The following is an 18315-nucleotide window of genomic DNA, read 5'->3' as shown; positions in this document are numbered from 1 at the left end:
AGACCTGTTATCCACTGGTGACTGTCGCGGCCGTGGGTGGCCGCCGGGTTACGCCTCAGCTGCCGGTCGCGGACTTCCATGCGTCGACGTGGGCGGTGAGGTTCTCGTCGATGTCGGCCCAGTCCGGCTGGAAGACCTCGACCCCGGTCATCAGCTTGGTGAGTTCGATGGCGTTGGCGTCGGTCGGCTTGACGTCGGCGCGCGCCGGGAAGCCGCCGCCGATCTCGCTGACCTGCTTCTGGGCCTCCTCGCCGAGCATGAAGTCGAGGAGCTTCTTCCCGTTGTCGGCGTGCGGGGCCTTGGCGACCAGGCCGGCGGCGTAGGGCAGGGCGAAGGTGGTGGGCTTGCCTCCCTCCTTGGCCGGGAACCAGATGCCGAGGTTGGGCATGGACTTGGACTGGGCGAAGTTCATCTGGACGTCGCCGTTGGCGACGAGCAGCTCGCCCTTGTCGGTCTTCGGGGCGAGCTTGCTGGTGGAGGAGGAGGGGCCGACGTTGTTGGCCTGGAGCTTCTTGAGGTATTCCATCGCCGGCTCCTTGCCGCCGAAGTCGTGCATCGACTTGATGAGGACGGCCGTGCCGTCGCCCGCGACTCCGGGGGTGGAGTACTGGAGCTTGCCCTTGTACTTGGCGTCGAGGAGCTCCTCCCAGGTCCTGGGGGCCTGGCCGAGCTCCTTCTTGTTGTAGACGAAGCCGAAGTAGTTGTTGGCGACGGAGGTCCACTTGCCGTCGGCGGCCTTGTCGGCCCCGTTGACCTTGTCGGAGCCCTGCGGGGCGTAGGCCTGGAGCAGCCCCTTGCCGTCGGCCTGCTGGATGAAGGGGGGCAGCGTGATCAGTACGTCGGCCTGGGTGTTGGTCTTCTCGCGGACGGCGCGCTGCACCATCTCGCCGGAGCCGCCCTCCACGTACTCGACCTCGATGCCGGTCTTCTCGGTGAACTCGGCGAAGACCTTGTCGTACCAGCCGTCGCCCTTGTCGCTCTTGAGGCCGTCGGCGCTGTAGACGGTGACCACCTTGTCGCCGCCGCCTTCCTTGTCGTCGGCGGCCGTGGTGGAGCCGCCGCAGGCGGTGAGGGAGGCGGCGAGGGCGAGGCTGCCGGTGAGGGCGGCGGCGGTACGGAACCGGACCTTGCTGGGCATGGAACTTCCTTACGGGGAAAGGGAGTCTGCGGAGGACGGGGAGCAGTGGAGGGGGCTCAGCGGTAGGACGCGCGGGTGCGGACGCGGGAAACGGCCAGCAGCACCAGCAGGGTGGCGGCCATCAGGACCACGGCGACGGCGGAGCCCGCGAAGAGCGAACCGCGGTCGGTGGCGGTGAAGATCCGGACCGGGAGGGGCGTCCAGTCCGGGGGGTAGAGCATCATCGTGGCGCTCAGCTCGCCCATGGACAGGGCGAAGCAGAGTCCGGCCGCCGCGGTGAGGGACGGCAGCAGGAGCGGGAGGCGGACCCGCCACAGCACGTAGCCGGGACGGGCCCCGAGGGAGGCCGCGGCCTGCTCGTACGCGGGGTCGAGACGGACGATGGCGGCGGAGACCGACTGGTAGGCGAACGCGGTGACGAGCACCGTGTGCGCCAGGACGACGATGGAACCGGTGCCGTTGAGGAGGACGGGAGGCCGGCTGAAGGCGACGAGCACGGCGAGGCCGACGACCACGGACGGCACGGCGACCGGCAGCACGAACAGGGCGTCCATGCACCGCTTCCCGCGCCTGCCGAGGGACGCGGCGGCCAGCGCGGCCCAGGTGCCGACGGTCAGCGCGAGCAGGCTCGCGGCCAGGGCGGTGACCAGGGAGGTGGTCAGGGCCTGGAGGGACTCCCCGCGGACGGCGGCGGCGTAGTTCCCGGTGGTCGGGGCGGAGGGGAAGGCGCCGGACCAGTGGGTGGCGAAGGAGGCGGCCACCACCACGAGGAGGGGCAGGGCGAAGAGGGGCAGGAAGAGGACGCCGAACAGGCCCCAGGCGGCCCAGCGGCCGCCCTTGCTATGCACCAGCACGCTTGCCCACCACCCGGTAGAGGCCGAACAGGCCGACGGATATCGCGATGTTGACGACGGCGACCACGCAGGCGGCCGCGTAGTCGGATTCGAGGATCGCCTTGCCGTAGACGAGCATCGGCAGGGTCGTGACGTCCTTGGCGCCGGTGAACAGGACGATCCCGAACTCGTTGAGGCACATGACGAGAACGAGGCTGCCGCCGGCCGCCAGGGCTGGCAGGGCCTCGGGGAGGATCACCTGCCGCACGATCCGGGCGGGGCGGGCGCCGAGGCCCGCGGCGACCTCCAGCTGAGCGGTGTCCAGCTGGGAGAAGGCGGCGAGCAGCGGGCGGATCACGAAGGGGGTGAAGTACGTGATCTCCGCGAGGAGGACGCCCCAGGGAGTGGTGAGGAAGCGGAAGGGGCCGTCGGCGACGCCGAGGACGTCGGTCCAGACGCCGTTGGCCATGCCGACCGAGCCGTAGATGAAGAGCAGGGCGAGGGTGATGAGGAAGGAGGGGAAGGAGAGGAAGACGTCGATGAACTTGGCGACCGCCCTGGCTCCGGGGAACGGTACGAAGGCGATGACCAGGGCGAGGGCGAAGCCGAGGAGCAGGCAGCCGGCGGTGGCGCCGACGGCCAGCCAGACGGTGGTGCCGAGGGCCTCGCGGAAGGCGTTCGAGGCGAAGACGGCGGAGTAGGCGCCGAGGGGGCCGCCGCCGTTCTCCGGGGTGAAGGACTGCCGGACGACCAGCGCGAGGGGGTAGAGGAACACCAGCGCGAGCACCGCCACCGGGGGCAGCGCCCACACCGCGCGCGGCGGGCGCCGGGCCCCCCGCGGGATCGCGGGCCCGGGGGCGGCCGGGGCCGGGGGGTGTGCGGCCGCGCGCACCGGGGTGTCCAGGAGTGGCGGGGCCGCCTCAGGCATCGGCCACCCCCGCCGCCAGGAGCACCGCGTCACGGGGCTCGAAGTGCAGGGTCACCTCGTCGCCCAGCGCCGGGGTCTCCCTCAGCTCGGGCAGGTCCGCCTTCACGCGGCGCCCGCCCACGTCCACGTACAGCCGGTGCGTCGAGCCGCGCCACTGCACCTCGGTGATCGTGCCGCGCAGGGCGTTCGGCCCCTCGCCGAGCCGGAGCAGGTGCGGGCGTACGCACAGGGTGGCGCCGGCGCCCGGCGCCGCGCCCGCCGCGCCCGCGGCGTCCACGGCCAGCGGGCGGCCCGCGAAGACCGCGCCGCCTTCGGCCACCGTCACCGGCAGCAGGTTGGCGTTGCCGACGAAGGAGGCCGTGAACTCGGTGCGCGGCGCCCGGTACAGCTGCTGCGGGGTGCCGCAGTCCTGGAGGCGGGCCCGGTCCATGACGGCGATCCGGTCGGCCAGGGTCAGCGCCTCGACCTGGTCGTGGGTGACGTACAGGATGGAGACCTCGGGCAGTTCGCGGTGCAGCCGGGCCAGTTCCGCCAGCATCCCGGAGCGCAGCTGGGCGTCGAGGGCGGAGAGGGGCTCGTCCAGGAGGAGGACGCCGGGGCGGATGGCGAGCGCCCGGGCGATGGCCACGCGCTGCTGCTGGCCGCCCGACAGTTCGCGGGGGTAGCGGCGGGCGTAGGCGGCCATCCCCGTCATCTCCAGCGCCTCGGCGACGCGGGCGGGGACCTCGGCCTTGGGGGCCTTCCGAGCCCTGAGCCCGAAGGCGACGTTGTCCTCGACGCGCATGTGCGGGAAGAGGGCGTACTGCTGGACGACCATCCCGATGCCGCGCTTGTGCGGCGGGAGCGCGGTGACGTCCCGGCCGCCGATCAGCACCCGCCCGGAGGCGGGCCGGACGAAGCCGGCGACCGCGCGCAGCGCCGTGGTCTTGCCGGAGCCGGAGGGGCCCAGCAGGGCCATGACCTCGCCGGGTTCGACGGTCAGGTCGAGGCGGTCCAGGACGGTGGTGCCGTGGTAGGCGACCGAGACGGAGTCGAAGCGGATGCCGCTCACGACGACCCCGCGAGGAGGGAGGGGAGTTCGGCGACGGAGCCGAGGACGTGGGTCGCGCCGTGGCCGGTCAGCGTGGCGCGGTCGTGGGCGCCGGTGAGGACCCCGGCGACGGTGCCGGCGCCGGCGCGGCGGCCGCTGAGCATGTCGTACGCGGTGTCTCCGGCGACGACCGTCTCGCGTACGTCGGCCACGGCGCCGGTGCGCAGGAACGCCGCCAGCACCATGTCCGGGTAGGGGCGGCCGCGGCCGCCCGCGTCGGCGGGGCACAGGGTGAGGTCGGCGAGGTCCCGCCAGCCGAGGGCGTCGAGGATGGCGTCCTGGGTGACGCGGGCGAAGCCGGTGGTCAGGGCGACGGTGTGGCCGGCGGCGCGGAGCTCCTCGATGGCGGCGCGGGCTCCGGGGAGCGGGGCGACGAGGCCGCCGTCGACGAGTTCCGCGTACGCCTCCTCGAAGGCGGAGTTGGCGAGCCGGGCGCGGTCCTCCGTGCGGAAGAGGTGGCGGAAGACGGAGATCTTCGACTCGCCCATGGTGTCGCGGACGTACTGGAGCTTCTCGGCGTGGGCGGGGCTGCCCGGTTCGACGCCGAGGCGTGCGGCGGCGTGCTCGAAGGCGCGCTCGACGAGGCCGCCGTCGGCGACGGTGGTGCCGGCCATGTCGAGGACGACCAGCCTGCGGTCCGTGCGGGTGGGGGTGTTCGCCGTGGTGGCGTTCGTGTCGGCGGGGGTTTCGGTCATGCGGCTCACCAGCCCAGTTCGTTCGCGGTGGTCTCGGCTATGGCGGGCGAGCAGGTCATGCCGCGGCCGCCGGGTCCGGTCACCAGCCAGACGCCGTCGGCCACCTGCTGGCGGTGGACGACGCGGGTGGTGTCGGTGCACTGCGCGTACACGCCCGCCCAGCGGTGCCTGATCTTCGGCAGGGGGCGGCCCAGGAAGGACTCGACGACCTGGGTGAGGTGGTCGTAGGGGTCTTCGAGGGTGTCGAACGCGAAGGGGTGCTCGTACTCGTGGGTGTCGCCGATGGTCAGTCCGCCGTCCTGGCGCTGGACCATCAGCAGCTGCATCTTGTGCGCGGCGGCGACGGGGCCCTGTGCCTGGGCGGCGTTCAGCTCGTCCAGGGCGGCGCTCGCGTAGGCGGGGTAGTAGCGGAAGCTGTCGGCGTCGGCGACGGAGGTGGTGAGCGGCTCGCCGAGCGGGGCGGTCTGCATCATCTGGAGCCTGACGCGGCGTACGGGCAGTCCGGGGGCGAGTTCACGGACCAGGCCGGACAGCCAGGCGCCGGTGGCGAGGACGACGGCGTCGCCGCGGTGGACGTCGCCGTGGTCGTCGCGGACGGCGCCGGGGCCGGCCAGGTCGCGGACCTCGCGTCCGGGGACGAAGGTGTAGCGGCCGGAGGCGCGGAGGGCCTCGCGGAGGTGGAGCTGGGCGGTGCGCGGTTCGACGGCCGCGTCGCGCTCGCACCACAGGGCGGCCTCGAAGGCGCCGCGCAGGGCCGGGTTGAGCTTGCGGGCCCGGGCGGCGGTGACCAGTTCGTAGCCGCGGGCGGCGGCGTCGGGGCGGGCGGCGGCCGCCTCGGCGACCGCGTACTCGCGGGCGTTGCGTAGGGGGGTGAGGGAGCCGATGGCGCGGAAGCCCAGGCCGGGCACCTCCGCGCCGATCCGCTCCCAGAGCTCGCGGGCGCGCAGGGCGGTGTCGAGCTCCTCGCCCCCGGCCCGGCCGCTGACCCAGATCTGGCCGAAATTGCGCAGTGAGGCACCGCGCGCCTCGGCCTCGCGCTCGATCTGGACGACCTCGTGGCCGCGTTGAACTGCTTGCCAGGCGTGCATGGTGCCGACCACGCCGCCTCCGACGACTATGACTCTCACGGCGTCCACGGTCGGCGCGGTCCGTGACCCGGAGGGATCGCGGGGGCGACGGGGCAGTGAACAGCCCCCGACTCTTGGACTAGACCCGTTACCCTACTGTGATCCGAGTGGGTTCCGGTCTGCCCCTTTGGCGGTGTTTCGACCGGAAGTCCTGGGGACTATTCGGGCCGCAGGTGAGTCGTGAAGCTGAACCGGTCTCCACGGTAGAGCGAACGCACCCGTTCGAGCGGCCGACCGTCCCGGTCCCGCGAGAAACGGTGGATGAGCAGCATCGGAAGCGCGGGCGGGGTGCCGATCAGCAGGGCCTCGCGGGGGGTGGCGAGGACGGTCTCCAGCTTCTCGTCCGCGTCCCCGAAGGAGATGCCGAGGCTGTCGTGGAGGTAGCCGTAGAAGGAGGAGTCCGGCTGGAAATCGACGTCGAGGCGAGGGACCCGGGCCACCCGGATGTACGTGCTCTCCAGCCCGACGCGCTCGTCGTCGGCGAGCAGCACCCGCTCCAGGTGCCAGACGGGCTCGCCGGCCTCGGCGCCGATGCCGGGCGCGAGGTCGGGCGGGCAGGGGAAGCGCTCCAGGCCGATGAGGTTGCGGCCGGGGCGGCGGCCCTGACGGCGCACCCCCTCGGTGTAGCTGGCGAGGGAGAGGGGCTGCTCCAGCTTGGGGCCGGCGACCACGGTGCCGCGTCCGGAGCGGCGCAGCCGGCCTTCGAGCAACAGCTCGCGCAGGGCTTGGCGCACGGTCTCGCGGGCCACCCCGTACCGCTCGGCGAGATCCCGCTCGGTGGGCAGCAGGCCGCCTTCGCCGAGCTCGTCGAGGAGGTCGGCGATGCGGGCCTTGACGGCGTAGTACTTGGGGATGCGGCCGTGCTCGGGGATACCGGAGCGGACGGGCGAGCCGGGGCGGTGGGGCGGCTGCGGGTTCTGGTCTTCCACGCTCGGACTGTACGCGGGGCAGGTGTACGGGCTACGCGGACGCCCGGACCCTGCGGGCTCCGAGCAGCAGGCCGCCCCCGGCGGCGAGGGCGGCGACGGCCCCGCCGCCGTAGGCCCACTCGCGGGGGCCGGTGTGCGCGAGCGAGCCCGCCTCGGCCGGGTCCTGCGGCCCCTGCACCGAGAAGCGGTAGCCGCCGGCCTCGCCGACCCACTCCCCGTCGTCGGCCTTGCGCTGGACCAGCGCGGCATCGGCGACGACCTCGCCGAGGGGGGCGTCGGGGGCGAAGGCCAGCCGCACCTTGACGGTGGCCGAACCCCCGGCCGGGACGGAGAAGCCGGAGAACCGGCTCCCGCCGTCGAACACGGCGATGATCTCGTCGCGGTCGGAGCGCTCCAGGGTGACGGGGTAGGGGCCGCCCGGCGCCTCGAACTCCATCCGGAGGTGGGCCGGGCGCAGGGCCCGGGCGGCGTCGGTGAGGACGACCACGGGGTGGATGGCCGTACACGTGCCGCTCGTGGTGTTGGTCAGGTCCAGCAGCCACGTCTGCGGCCCGGCGCCGGCCCGGTAGACCGCCGGCCCGCCCCGGATCCGCGCCCCGATGGGGAACGCGGTGGCCTTGCCGTCACCGCAGGTGGCGTGCGCGCGGGAGGGCAGCGCGGGGGCGGGGCGGGCGCCGCCGCCGTTGCCGATGTCGGCGGTGGCGGTGACGGCGGTGGTGGCGCCGAGGGCGAGCAGGAGGGCGGTGAGGGCGAGGGCGTTGCGGGCGTTGCGCAGTCGCATGGAAGACCCTTTGCTGCTCGCCGGACGGAACGATGTACGAGGCGATGATCGGACGAGGCGACAATCACCCCGCCGCCCCGTGCCCGCACCCTGCCACGACCCCCCACCCCCGGGCCCGCACCCCACGCCCGAGCCCTGCCGGTTTACGCCCAAACGGCGGCCGGGGTCAAACCGGGGTGGTCAGGGCTTCAGGGCATCGGGCCGGTCCGCGATCTCCATGGCCCAGGCCCGGAAGGCCGCCCGCTCCTGCGGCCGTGCGCGCAGCGCCTCGGGTACGAGACCCCCAACCCCGCCGCACCGCGCCGGCCCGCGCCCCGGCACCCCACCGGCCCCGCCCCGCCCAGCCCCGCAGCCCCGGTCCCGGCCCCGGCCCCGGAAGGGGAACCCCGCCCAAACCCACCCCGCCCGGCCAGGGCAAAGTCACGCCCAGCCGAACACCCGCCCCCGCACCAGCGCCGCCGCCCCCTCCGCGACCCCGGCCGGGGAGCGTGTGACCGACGGCGGGCGCTCCAGCAGGACGCGGGACGCCAGCGCCGAGCGGACCCCGGCCACGAAGGGCTCCGGGTCCGCGTCCACCACCCGCCCACCGAGCAGGATCCGGTCCACGTCCAGCAGCGCGGCCAGGTTCGCCGCCCCCTCCCCCAGGATCCGCGCCGCCTCCGCCAGGTCACCCCGGGCCACCGCCGCCAGGCAGAGCACCTCCAGGCAGCCGTGCCCCCCGCACCGGCACGCCGGGCCGTCCAGCCGGAGCACCTGGTGGCCGAACTCCCCCGCCGCCGAGCGCGCCCCCCGGTGCACCGCCCCGTCGAGCCGCAGCCCGGCCCCGAGTCCGGTGCCGACGTGGAGGTACACCGTGGTGCCCGAGCCGGGCCCGCCCGGAGCCCCCGCCGCGACCCCGGCGTTGGTGTCCTTGTCCAGCACCACCGGCAACCCCAGCCGCCCCGCCAGCACCTCCCGCAACGGGTACCCCGCCCAGTCCGGGAACCCCGTCACCCTCCCGAGCACCCCGCTGCGCCAGTCCAGCGGGCCCGGCGCGGCGGCGCCCACCCCGAGCAGCGGCGCCCCCGCCCCCGCTTCGGCGGACACCCGCGCGACCGCTCGTACAACCGACTCCACCACCGGTTCGGGGCCGGCCCCGAAGTCCAGCGGCCCGCTCCACCGCGCGACCACGCCGCCCGCCAGGTCGACGCGGACGGCGCTCAGCTCGTCGCGGTCCAGGTGCACCCCGACCGCGTGCCGGGCCCCGGGCACCAGCCGCAGCAGCGTGCGCGGCTTGCCGCCGGTGGAGGCGCCGCGGCCGGCCTCGGCCACCAGGCCCTCCGCCGCCAGCCTGGCGGTGATCTTGCTGACGGCCTGCGGGGTGAGCCCCGTACGGGCGGCGAGTTCCGCGCGCCCCAGCCCCGGCGCGCCCGCGGCGCGCAGCAGGTCCAGCAGCAGCGCCTCGTTGTGGCCGCGCAGCGCCGGCAGGTTCACCCCGCCGCGCCCGCCCCGCCCGCCGCCGCCCTCGCCGTCCCCGTTGCCCCTGTTCACCAGCCCATTGTCCACCCTCCTTGCACTTACGCAACGCTGTTGCCAAAGTGGTCTCATGAACGCCTCCCCCGCCACCGCCGCCCCCCTGCGCGTCGCCCTCATCGGCTACGGACTCGCCGGCTCCGTCTTCCACGCCCCGCTCGTGTCCGCCACCGAGGGCCTCGTCCTCGACACCGTGGTCACCTCCGACCCCGGCCGGCAGGCCCAGGCCCGCGAGGCGTACCCCGACGTCCGCGTCGCCGCCTCCGCCGACGAGCTGTGGCAGCGGCCGGACGCCCCCGACCTGGTCGTCGTCGCCTCCCCCAACAAGACCCACGTCCCCTTCGCCACCGCCGCCCTCACCGCCGGCGTCCCCGTGGTCGTGGACAAGCCGCTGGCCGCCACCGCCGCCGAGGCGCACGGACTGGCCGCGCTCGCCGAGCGCACCGGGACCTTCCTCTCCGTCTTCCAGAACCGCCGCTGGGACAACGACTTCCTCACCCTGCGCCGCCTCCTCTCCGACGGCGAGCTCGGCGAGGTGCAGCGCTTCGAGTCCCGCTACGAGCGCTGGCGTCCGCAGCTCAAGGGCGGCTGGCGGGAGTCCGGAGCCCCGGAGGAGATCGGCGGCCTGCTCTACGACCTCGGCAGCCACGTCGTGGACCAGGCGCTGGTGCTCTTCGGCCCGGCGGTGCGCGTCTACGCGGAGACCGACGTACGCCGTCCGGCCGCCGAGGCCGACGACGACACGTTCATCGCGATCACGCATGCGAACGGTGTCCGCTCCCACCTCTACGTCAGCGCGACCGCGGCCCAGCTCGGCCCGCGGTTCCGTGTGCTCGGCTCGCGCGCCGGCTACGTCAAGTACGGCCTGGACCCCCAGGAGGCCGCCCTGCGCGAGGGCCTGCGCCCGGGCGGTCCCGACGGCCAGCCGTGGGGCGAGGAGCCCGAGCACCTGTGGGGCCGGCTGGGCTCCGGCGAATCCCCGCTGACGGGCGGCGGCATTCCGGTACCCACGGCCCCCGGCGACTACCCCGCGTACTACGCCGCCGTCGCGGAGGCCCTGCGTACGGGCGGCCCCGCACCGGTCACGGCCGAGGAGGCGGCGCGCTGCCTGGCGGTGCTGGAGGCGGCCCGCAGGTCCTCCCGCGACGGGGTGGCCGTGGAGATGTGATCCGCCCGATGTGATCGCCCTTGGCGGAAAATCGATGCATTACGCACCGAATTGCGATCTATCATGCACAGGCTGCCGATCATCACACGTGTGAAGAATGGAAACCCTGCCTGTGAAGCTGCCCCGGATCGCGTCCGTCGTGGCCACCGCCGCGATCGCCCCGGCTGTCCTGCTCTCCTCGCCCGCGTTCGCGGCTGACGCCGCGCCGGCGGCCCCGTCGTCGCGGACCGCGCCCGACCAGGACCCGCAGGGCGGCGCGAAGCCCGCGGAGCCCCCGGCGAAGACCCCGGCCGAGGACCAGGCCGCCAAGGACCGGGCCGAGATCCAGCAGATCCTGAACGACCCGGCGAGCGGTCCCGGCGTCCGCGCGGCCGCCGCGAAGGCACTCACGGGAACGGCCGCCGAAATGCGTACCTTCCTGACGGTCGGGCAGGCAGTGGAGCAGCACACCGACGACTACGTCCGGATCTCGCAGATCATCAACTTCGGCGGGAAGGCCGTGAAGGCCGCGGGCAAGGAGGCCCTGCGCAAGGACACCAAGGAAGCCTTCGCCGCGTTCCTGAAGGAGGGCCAGCACGTGGCCCGCCTGGAGGACGACCGCGTCGAGATGATGCGCATGCTGAACGGCGCCGGCCGGGGCATCACCCAGCGCGTCAACGACCTGATGAGCAACGGCACGCGCGAGCAGATCCGCGAGTTCGTCGCCACCGAGCAGCACAAGATCCGCGCCACGGACGACCGGGTCGCCCTCTTCTCGATGCTGAACGGCGCCGGACCGGGTCTGAAGGAGGGGATCATCAAGCTCCTGGCGGGCAACGCGACCCCCGAGCAGCTGCGCGAGTTCATGCAGAACGGCCAGCACGTGCTGCGCGACGAAGACAACCAGGTCGACATCTCGCGGATGGTCAACGGTGCCGGCCCGGAGCTGAAGAAGGCCGCCCTCGCCGCCCTCAAGGGCACCCCCGAGGACCGCGCCGCGTTCCTGAAGACCGGCCAGCACGTGGCGCGGGCCAAGGACCAGGCCGGCGGCCGCACCGGCGGCACGGGCAACACCGCCACGGGCAACACCGGCACCGGCACCGGCAACACCGGCACCGGCACGGGCACGGGCGTGGTCCAGCCGGCCGCCGCCAAGGGCACGACCGGCAACGCCAACGTCACCCCGGCCGGCGGCTCCGGCTCCGGCCCGCTCGCCAGCACGGGCGCCGGCTCCGAGACGTGGATCGCCGGCACCGGCGCCGCCGCGCTCGCCGCGGGCGCCGGCCTGGTGGTCGCCAACCGCCGCCGCCGCGCCTCGGCCGAAGGCTGACCGGCACCGTCACGCACGGGGGGAGGGGCGGGCCGCCACCGGCAGCCCGCCCCTCCCGCACCCACGCCCTGCGCGCAGGCGCTACGCGCTCTTGAACTCCTGCCGCTGCCGGCCGAGCTTCTCGATCTCCAGCTCCACCACGTCGCCCGCCCGCAGGTACGGCTTCGGCTCCGGCTGGCCCATGGCCACACCGGCCGGGGTGCCGGTGACGATGACGTCACCCGGGTAGAGGGTCATGAACTGGCTCAGGTACCGCACGACCTCGCCGACCGGGAAGATCTGGTCGGCGGTGTTGCCGTCCTGCTTCAGCTCGCCGTTGACCCACAGCTTGACGTCCAGGACCTGCGGGTCCGGGATCTCGTCGGCCGTGACCAGCCACGGGCCGAGCGGGGTGAAGGTCTCGCAGTTCTTGCCCTTGTCCCAGGTGCCGCCGCGCTCGATCTGGAACTCGCGCTCCGATACGTCGTTGACCAGCGTGTAGCCGCCGACGTGCGCGAGGCCCTCCTCGGCGGAGCCCAGGTAGCGGGCCGTGCTGCCGATGACGACTCCGAGCTCGGCCTCCCAGTCGGTCTTCACGCTGCCGCGCGGGATGAGCACGGTGTCGTCGGGGCCCACCACGGTGTCCGCGGCCTTCAGGAACAGGATCGGCTCGGCCGGCGGCTCGGCACCGATCTCGGCCGCGTGCCCGAAGTAGTTCAGCCCGATGCCCACGACCTTGCCGATCCGGCCGACCGCGCAGCCGATCCGCAGCCCTTCGGCGTCCAGCACCGGCAGCTCGCCGCCCGCCGCGGCCTCCCGTACCCGGGACAGCACGGACTCGTCGGACAGCAGGGCGCCGTCCACATCCGTGATCAGGCCGGACAGGTCCCGCAGGGTCCCGTCCTGGTCGAGCAGCGCGGGGCGCTCCGACCCTACGGGTCCGACACGCAGCAGCTTCATGGGCATTCTCCCGTGGTCGTGGGTGGTCGGCCCATGGGCGTGCCGGTGGAACGGGCACGGCACGGGCCGGCCGATGGGTTGCGGCCATCGGAGGATTGGCTGATCCTCCAAGATGTCCGACCAATCCGCAAGACCCTGTTCACAGACTGGAACGCGCTGCTCCGTCCTTGCGGTACTGGAGCCACGCCCGCTCCCCGACCGACCAGGCGGTGGTGGTCAGCAGGTACAGCCCGGCAGCCAGCGGGACCACGGCCGCCGTGACCAGCGTTCCGAACGACAGCAGGGGCAGTACGCCGCCCACCTTGCGCATCGCCGCCACCTGCTCGGCACTCAGCGCGGGCGGAGCCCCCTTCGCGGCACCCTTGGCCGCACCCTTCGCCACACCCTTCGCCGCACCCTTCCCAGCGACCGGCACCGGCACGGGCGCGGGCACCGGCGCGGCCGCCGCCGCACGCCGCCCCCGCACCGCACTCCAGGCGGCCACCACCGCGATCGCCGCGAACAGCCCGAGGAACACCAGCCCCTGCGCCCCGAACGGGCCGCCCTCCTCCAGCGCCCCCGTCCAGCGGGCGCCGAGCGGCGCGGCGAACAGCCGGTGCCCCAGCAGCTCACCGCCCGAGGAGAAGGACTGGTACATCAGGAAGAACACCGGCAGCTGCAACAGCATGGGCAGGCAGCCGGCGGCCGGGGTCGCCGCACGGAACGCGGCACGCCCCAGCGGGTACAGCGCCAGCCGTACCAGAACGGTGAACAGCACGATCGCGGCAGCGGTCGCGGACTCGGCCAGCACCGGCTCCAGAAGCCGGCCCAGCTCGACAACAAGATCAGTGAAAACGGACACGCGGGCCCTCCAGGGGTCTCGTCGAACGTCGAAGGAAATGCGCTTCGGCGTGACGACCCGCGAGGGGCGACAACAGCGATGGATCAGCAGAAGGCAGGAGGCACTGCGCGCCCCTACGCGGCCGTCATGACCAGACGGCCGGGTGCCCTGGGCCGCGACCGGCCCGAGGCGTCGGGATCGCGCTGCGGCAGGAACGCCGTGCGCTGCTCGCGATCACGGATCGCGGTACGTATTCGGTGCGGCGGCACGGGCCGTACGAGGCACGCGGCCAGCACGGCGGCCCCGACGGCGACGGCGGCGGCCAGGACGACCACACCGGCGGCCAGCCCCGCCTCCCCGGACACCAGCCCGAGGAACCCGCCGAGCAGGAGCAGGGCGACGAGCAGCTGCGCCACCCGCACGGAAGGCCACGCACGAACGAGCCGCGACACCACCGTCCCCACCCCCTCGAACTCACCGACCCGGAGAACTGACAACTGACAATCGATACTAACGCTGCGCACTGACAACGGTCTTGAGGGTCCCCCACACCACCAGCCGGTACTTGGAGCTGTACTCGGGCGTGCACGTGGTCAACGTGATGTACGACCCCACCGCCTCGTACCCGTACCCGGGCTTCACCCCGCTCCGCGGCACCGGCGCGATGACCCCCACGTCCCCCGGGCTCGTCTCCGCCAGCACCTTCCCCACCACGTACACGTACCGCCGCCCCCGCACGTCGACGAACACCTCGTCCCCGTCCCGCAGCCGGCTCAGGTACCGGAACGGCTCCCCGTGCGTGTTCCGGTGCCCGGCGAGCGCGAAGTTCCCCTCCGCACCCGGCTGCGCGCTCCCCGGGTAGTGGCCGGCGTACCCCTTGTCCAGCACGGCCCGCTTGTCGACCCCCTCCGCGACGGGCACGGCGAGCCCGAGCCGCGGTACGCGCAGCACGGCGTACGCCTCGTCCCGCGCCGGAGCCCTCGTCGGACCGGGCTTCCGAGGGGCCGGCGAAGCCGCCCGCTCCGGCACCGGAGCACGCGGCGCCGGAGGCCCACTGGAACCCCCCTCGACAACCACCGGATCCCCACCCCCACCCGCGTCCCCGCCCACCGGGACCGCGGCCCCGCCCCCGGCCTCGGGCGGGACCGAGGCCCCGGCCCCAACCCGAACCCACCCCTCCTCCAAGGCCTGGACCTGCTCCTGCGCGGCGGCCGCGGCCTGCCGGTTGGTCCACCACACCTGGTGCACGACCAGCAGCGCCACCACCACACCCAGCGTGGTGAGCACCTCGGCGCCCACCCACAACAGCCGCGCGAAGCCCGCCCGCCCCACCGGCCGGCCGCCCCCCTGCACCACCACCCGCACGCGATCCCGCACGCCGGGCACCCTAAGACCTCCCCCCTCAACTGACCAGCAGCAGTACGGTGTGAACCATGCGCCCCGACACGCCTGCCGAGCACATCGCCGAAGCCGAGCGCCTGATCCGCACGGCGACCCGCTACCCCGAGGACCAGGAGCCCTTGCTCCTCCAGGCCGCGGCCCACCTCGAACTGGCCGACTCCCGGGAGCGCGCGAGCGCCCTCTACGACCAACTCCTCTCCGCCTCCCCCGCCAACCCCCAACTGATCAAGGCCCGCCAGGCCGCGAACCTGTGGGAGTACGGCCACGAGGCCGAGGCCCGCGCCCTGATCTCCGGCATCCGCGCGGCGGCCCCCACGGACCCGGCCCCCTGGGAAGTCATCGCAGAAGCCCTGGAAGCACACGACGAACTGGAAGCCTCACACGAGTGCTTCACCGAGGCGGCGACCCTCCTCACCTCGGAGGACACCCCCCTCACCCACGCCACCACAGCGCTCCTGACGGGCCGCCACCGCGTCCGCCGGCTCCTCGCCCTCCCCCACGACGACTGGGACATGGTGGCCGACACCCGCCACATCGGCCCGATCCCGCTGGACGAACTCCACGACCCGAAGCGCATCTGGGCCCTGGGCTCCAACGACCCGGCCGAACTCCGCGCCGAGATCGCCCGCCTGCGCGCCGAACTCGGCGACCGCCGCGCCGCCCTGTCCCGCCCCTTCCCGGTGGCGATCCTCCACTGGCCGGCCCGCGAACTGGCGGAGCTCCTCACGAGCTACCCCACCCTCTCGACGGAGTACCCCTCCCACGACGCCCACCTCAGGGCGGTGGAATCCTCCCTCCGCGCCCTGGCCGCCTCGGGCACCACGAACCTCGGCATCGTGACGGGCAGCGTCCCCTCGTACGAAGCCTTCGCGGCCTCTGAGAAGACCTCCCCGGCCTCCCCGGCCCTCCTCCCGGAATACGCCACCACCCTGGCCGCCCGAGGCAAAGCCACCCCCTGGCCCCCCACCCCCACCTCCCCCTGCTGGTGCACCTCAACGAAGCCGTACGCGGAGTGCCACGGGCTCATCGACGCCTGACTCGGCCGTCGACGATCCCGATCGTCCGTGGACCTGCCGCAGGGGACATTCGCGGATTAGGCTCGTCCTCGATTCAACGATCCCCAAGGCAGGCAATGAGCGACGACTGGCAGTTCGAAGTCCCCACCACGGGCAGCAAGCACCTCCCTCCCGACGCCCGCTACATGGAGGCGCTGAGCAGCCAGGGATACGGGTTCGAAGTGGCCATCGCCGACCTCGTCGACAATTCCATCGACGCCGGAGCACGGGACGTCGTCATCCATTTCCTGCGGGACGAGGACCGCCTCGTCAGCCTTCTCGTCATCGATGACGGCAAGGGGATGACCGAGGAGGAACTCGACGTCGCCATGACCGTCGGGGGTCGGCGCGACTACGCCTCCCAGGCCCTGGGAATGTTCGGCACCGGCTTGAAGTCCGCGTCACTGAGCCATGCGTCCGCAGTGACCGTCGTAAGCAAGACCCGCCGGACCAGGGCCGTGGGTCGCCGATGGCTCATGGAGCGGGCGGTCACCGGATACCAGTGCGACATCGTGGCTGCCGACTACGCGCAATCGCTCATCGACCGCTACGCCCAGCGCCCCATCACTTGGCAGGGCACCGTCATCCGCTGGGACGGCGTGAAGAACTTTCCCCGAAACGGCGGGGGCGGCCAGACCGACCGCTATCTGCACAGGACCATCAATCGACTCGGCCTGCAGCTCGGCCTGTATCTGCACAGGTTCCTCGCCAGGGACGACTTCAACATCACGATCGCCGTCGAGGACGTGAACACGGGAACGGAGTACATGAACTTCGGAGTCGAGCCTCTCGACCCGTTCGGATACCCGGTCCCCGGGCACGGCGAGTATCCTCGGCGCTTCACTCTGGATCTCGCCTCCGACCTCAACGTCTCCCTCGATGCCCATGTCTGGCCCGCCAAGTCGACCCTCGACGGATACAAGGCGGTCGGCTCCGTCCTCGAGCGTCAGGGTTTCTATTTCTATCGACACAATCGTCTCGTGCAGGCAGGAGGGTGGAACAATTTCCGCCAGCCCGATCAGCACCTCTCGCTTTCCCGTGTCGCGATCGACATCCCACCGAACGGAAACGACGTCTTCCGGCTGACGGTGAAGAAGGAGGGGGTGGAGGTCTCCCCCGAGTTCGTCAACGCCCTGGAGGAGGCTCGGGACACCGACGGCCGCCGTTTCGTCGACTACGTCGCGGATGCGGAGGCCGTCTATCGCGAGGCGCGCAAGCGGTCCGGAACCACTCGGAAGGCCGTCGTCGGGCCGGGCAAGGGGTTCGATCCCACCGTGCGGGAGGCGATCGAGGACGAGCTGCCCCTGCTGCCGGGCGAAGACCCCATCGCCATCCGCTGGCAGGCGCTCGACAACAGCCTGTTCTTCGACGTCGACAGGGAGAACCGCACCATCGTCCTCAACCACCACTACCGATCGGCGATCCTCGGCGGAAGGCGAGGCGGGCTGAACGACGCTCCGACACTGAAATCCCTCATGTACCTCCTGCTCCACCAAGTGTTCGAGAAGGAGTACAGCGGCAGCCGAGAAAAGGACAACCTCCAGTTGTGGCAGTCCATCCTCGTGGCTGCCGCGCGCACCGAGCTGGAACGCGTGGGCGACGATGACTGAATCCGGCGGATATCCGGAACTCCCCTGGTCCACGGTTGAGCATTATCTTGGGGAACGGCAGGCAGCCAGCTACCTGCTCTCCGCCCCGGGTGCCAACCGGGCCGTCTGGTACGAGATCGGCGACGGTGGGGAACAGATCTCACTGCAGGTGGAACTGGATCGCCACCAACAGCCACCGCGTTCGTCGCTGCCGGCCGTGACCATCGACCAGGTGCGACGCGACGGCACCCGGATGGCACGCATCCACACCTCCCACGTGGCGTTGATGCGCGATTTCCACGACCTGCTCATTGCCGTCGCGGATCGCATCGTCACCGGCGAGCGCGACCTCGAACGGGCCTTCGAGGAGACCGTCCACGCCTGGAGCCGCCTCCTGGACCAACCCCGCGGTCTCGGGGTGGAGCGTCGGATCGGCCTGCACGGCGAACTGGCGGTGTTGCGCGCTCTGGCCCGTTCCCATGGCTGGGCGCAGGCGGTCGAGGCCTGGACCGGCCCCAAAGCGGAGGAGCACGACTTCGGGCTGGCCGACTCCGACCTGGAGGTGAAGACCACCGCCTCCGACAGACGCCGCCACACCGTTCACGGAATACACCAGCTAACGGAGAGTTCCGGGCGGCCCTTGTGGTTCGCCTCGCTCCAGCTGACGCGCGGCGGCCTCGCCGGTCGTTCCCTGGGCGACTCGGTGACCTCCGTGGTCCGCGATGCCCGTGCCGCCCACCGCATCGCGTCCGTGCGCCTGGAGAGCGCTCTCGCGGCCGCCGGTTGGAGTGAGAACGATCCCGACGACGAACGTTGGGCCCTGCGCTCGGCGCCCATGCTGGTCCCGGCCGAGCAACTGCCGAGGCTGACCGAGTCGATGATTCCCCTCTCCGTTCGAGAGCACGTTTCGTCGATCGACTACCGCATGGACGTGACCCATTTGAGCTCGGCACCCGGCTCGCCGGTCGACCTCACCGACTTCCGTCTTCCGTGACCGACGA

18 protein-coding genes are annotated in these 18315 nt (G+C 72.8%); 5 read left to right on the top strand and 13 right to left on the bottom strand.

Annotation, left to right across the window (positions count from 1 at the left end; genetic code table 11):
- Nucleotides 1-55: 55 nt before the first annotated feature.
- From ACZ597_RS23090 to ACZ597_RS23050, 9 genes are all read right to left on the bottom strand, one after another.
- Nucleotides 56-1138 carry a 2-aminoethylphosphonate ABC transporter substrate-binding protein gene (locus ACZ597_RS23090; RefSeq protein ID WP_471333143.1) on the bottom strand — a complete coding sequence of 361 codons (1083 nt, stop codon included), beginning with the start codon at nucleotides 1136-1138 and terminating at the stop codon, nucleotides 56-58.
- 56 nt (nucleotides 1139-1194) lie between these two features.
- Nucleotides 1195-1992, bottom strand: coding sequence for an ABC transporter permease (locus ACZ597_RS23085; RefSeq protein WP_471333139.1), 798 nt, complete (start codon nucleotides 1990-1992; stop codon nucleotides 1195-1197).
- The gene (locus ACZ597_RS23080) at nucleotides 1979-2899 is read right to left on the bottom strand and encodes a 2-aminoethylphosphonate ABC transporter permease subunit (RefSeq protein WP_471333135.1); all 921 of its coding nucleotides are present in this window, start codon (nucleotides 2897-2899) and stop codon (nucleotides 1979-1981) included. Before ACZ597_RS23080 ends, ACZ597_RS23085 begins: the two co-directional genes overlap by 14 nt.
- A complete protein-coding gene (locus ACZ597_RS23075; protein WP_471333133.1) occupies nucleotides 2892-3950 on the bottom strand; it encodes an ABC transporter ATP-binding protein in 1059 nt (352 codons plus the stop codon). The genes ACZ597_RS23080 and ACZ597_RS23075 overlap by 8 nt, the downstream gene beginning before the upstream one ends.
- Nucleotides 3947-4684 carry a phosphonatase-like hydrolase gene (locus ACZ597_RS23070; protein ID WP_471333130.1) on the bottom strand — a complete coding sequence of 246 codons (738 nt, stop codon included), beginning with the start codon at nucleotides 4682-4684 and terminating at the stop codon, nucleotides 3947-3949. Before ACZ597_RS23070 ends, ACZ597_RS23075 begins: the two co-directional genes overlap by 4 nt.
- Before the next feature lie 5 nt (nucleotides 4685-4689).
- Nucleotides 4690-5811, bottom strand: coding sequence for a TIGR03364 family FAD-dependent oxidoreductase (locus tag ACZ597_RS23065; protein WP_471333127.1), 1122 nt, complete (start codon nucleotides 5809-5811; stop codon nucleotides 4690-4692).
- Between the two features lie 158 nt (nucleotides 5812-5969).
- Nucleotides 5970-6740 (bottom strand): GntR family transcriptional regulator, encoded by a 771-nt coding sequence (locus ACZ597_RS23060; protein ID WP_471333124.1) that lies wholly within the window; start codon nucleotides 6738-6740, stop codon nucleotides 5970-5972.
- Between the two features lie 31 nt (nucleotides 6741-6771).
- Complete coding sequence (locus ACZ597_RS23055; protein WP_471333122.1) at nucleotides 6772-7521, bottom strand: hypothetical protein; 750 nt, start codon at nucleotides 7519-7521, stop codon at nucleotides 6772-6774.
- Between the two features lie 420 nt (nucleotides 7522-7941).
- Nucleotides 7942-9051 carry an ROK family transcriptional regulator gene (locus tag ACZ597_RS23050; RefSeq protein ID WP_471333119.1) on the bottom strand — a complete coding sequence of 370 codons (1110 nt, stop codon included), beginning with the start codon at nucleotides 9049-9051 and terminating at the stop codon, nucleotides 7942-7944.
- Nucleotides 9052-9106: 55 nt separating this feature from the next.
- Between ACZ597_RS23050 and ACZ597_RS23045 the strand changes: the two genes are divergently transcribed.
- Together ACZ597_RS23045 and ACZ597_RS23040 are read left to right on the top strand one after the other, a co-directional pair.
- The gene (locus tag ACZ597_RS23045) at nucleotides 9107-10201 is read left to right on the top strand and encodes a Gfo/Idh/MocA family oxidoreductase (protein ID WP_471333116.1); all 1095 of its coding nucleotides are present in this window, start codon (nucleotides 9107-9109) and stop codon (nucleotides 10199-10201) included.
- Nucleotides 10202-10298: 97 nt separating this feature from the next.
- On the top strand, nucleotides 10299-11510 hold the full coding sequence (locus ACZ597_RS23040; protein ID WP_471333113.1) for an ALF repeat-containing protein: 1212 nt from the start codon (nucleotides 10299-10301) through the stop codon (nucleotides 11508-11510).
- A gap of 81 nt (nucleotides 11511-11591) precedes the next feature.
- Here ACZ597_RS23040 and ACZ597_RS23035 read toward each other — a convergent pair whose 3' ends face one another.
- The 4 genes from ACZ597_RS23035 to ACZ597_RS23020 all read right to left on the bottom strand — a co-directional run bounded on the left by ACZ597_RS23035 (nucleotide 11592) and on the right by ACZ597_RS23020 (nucleotide 14646).
- Nucleotides 11592-12449 (bottom strand): fumarylacetoacetate hydrolase family protein, encoded by an 858-nt coding sequence (locus tag ACZ597_RS23035; RefSeq protein ID WP_471333110.1) that lies wholly within the window; start codon nucleotides 12447-12449, stop codon nucleotides 11592-11594.
- 139 nt (nucleotides 12450-12588) lie between these two features.
- Nucleotides 12589-13290, bottom strand: a complete 702-nt coding sequence (locus ACZ597_RS23030; protein ID WP_471333107.1) for a YidC/Oxa1 family membrane protein insertase — start codon at nucleotides 13288-13290, stop codon at nucleotides 12589-12591.
- A 113-nt stretch (nucleotides 13291-13403) separates the two neighbouring features.
- Nucleotides 13404-13685: a DUF6412 domain-containing protein gene (locus tag ACZ597_RS23025; protein WP_471333104.1), complete on the bottom strand. Its 282-nt coding sequence runs from the start codon at nucleotides 13683-13685 to the stop codon at nucleotides 13404-13406.
- A gap of 94 nt (nucleotides 13686-13779) precedes the next feature.
- The gene (locus ACZ597_RS23020) at nucleotides 13780-14646 is read right to left on the bottom strand and encodes a class E sortase (RefSeq protein ID WP_471333101.1); all 867 of its coding nucleotides are present in this window, start codon (nucleotides 14644-14646) and stop codon (nucleotides 13780-13782) included.
- A gap of 56 nt (nucleotides 14647-14702) precedes the next feature.
- Here ACZ597_RS23020 and ACZ597_RS23015 point away from each other — a divergent pair, with 56 nt between their 5' ends.
- The 3 genes from ACZ597_RS23015 (at nucleotide 14703) to ACZ597_RS23005 (ending at nucleotide 18308) form a co-directional block, all read left to right on the top strand.
- Nucleotides 14703-15707, top strand: coding sequence for a hypothetical protein (locus tag ACZ597_RS23015; protein WP_471333098.1), 1005 nt, complete (start codon nucleotides 14703-14705; stop codon nucleotides 15705-15707).
- A gap of 95 nt (nucleotides 15708-15802) precedes the next feature.
- Complete coding sequence (locus ACZ597_RS23010) at nucleotides 15803-17335, top strand: ATP-binding protein (protein ID WP_471333095.1); 1533 nt, start codon at nucleotides 15803-15805, stop codon at nucleotides 17333-17335.
- Entirely contained in the window at nucleotides 17328-18308 is a 981-nt protein-coding gene (locus tag ACZ597_RS23005) for a PD-(D/E)XK motif protein (protein ID WP_471333092.1), read from the top strand. Before ACZ597_RS23010 ends, ACZ597_RS23005 begins: the two co-directional genes overlap by 8 nt.
- Nucleotides 18309-18315: the final 7 nt, after the last annotated feature.

The organism is Streptomyces sp. NPDC040718 (assembly GCF_055593565.1).
Note: the sequence above shows the minus strand (reverse complement) of the source record. Positions and strands in the feature narration are given on the sequence as shown.

Coding starts and splice junctions, on each gene's coding strand:
- ACZ597_RS23005 (WP_471333092.1), top strand. CDS start 17,328: ATGACTGAATCCGGCGGATATCCGGAACTCCCCTGGTCCACGGTTGAG.
- ACZ597_RS23040 (WP_471333113.1), top strand. CDS start 10,299: ATGGAAACCCTGCCTGTGAAGCTGCCCCGGATCGCGTCCGTCGTGGCC.
- ACZ597_RS23070 (WP_471333130.1), bottom strand. CDS start 4,684: ATGACCGAAACCCCCGCCGACACGAACGCCACCACGGCGAACACCCCC.
- ACZ597_RS23055 (WP_471333122.1), bottom strand. CDS start 7,521: ATGCGACTGCGCAACGCCCGCAACGCCCTCGCCCTCACCGCCCTCCTG.
- ACZ597_RS23015 (WP_471333098.1), top strand. CDS start 14,703: ATGCGCCCCGACACGCCTGCCGAGCACATCGCCGAAGCCGAGCGCCTG.
- ACZ597_RS23090 (WP_471333143.1), bottom strand. CDS start 1,138: ATGCCCAGCAAGGTCCGGTTCCGTACCGCCGCCGCCCTCACCGGCAGC.
- ACZ597_RS23035 (WP_471333110.1), bottom strand. CDS start 12,449: ATGAAGCTGCTGCGTGTCGGACCCGTAGGGTCGGAGCGCCCCGCGCTG.
- ACZ597_RS23045 (WP_471333116.1), top strand. CDS start 9,107: ATGAACGCCTCCCCCGCCACCGCCGCCCCCCTGCGCGTCGCCCTCATC.
- ACZ597_RS23080 (WP_471333135.1), bottom strand. CDS start 2,899: ATGCCTGAGGCGGCCCCGCCACTCCTGGACACCCCGGTGCGCGCGGCC.
- ACZ597_RS23010 (WP_471333095.1), top strand. CDS start 15,803: ATGAGCGACGACTGGCAGTTCGAAGTCCCCACCACGGGCAGCAAGCAC.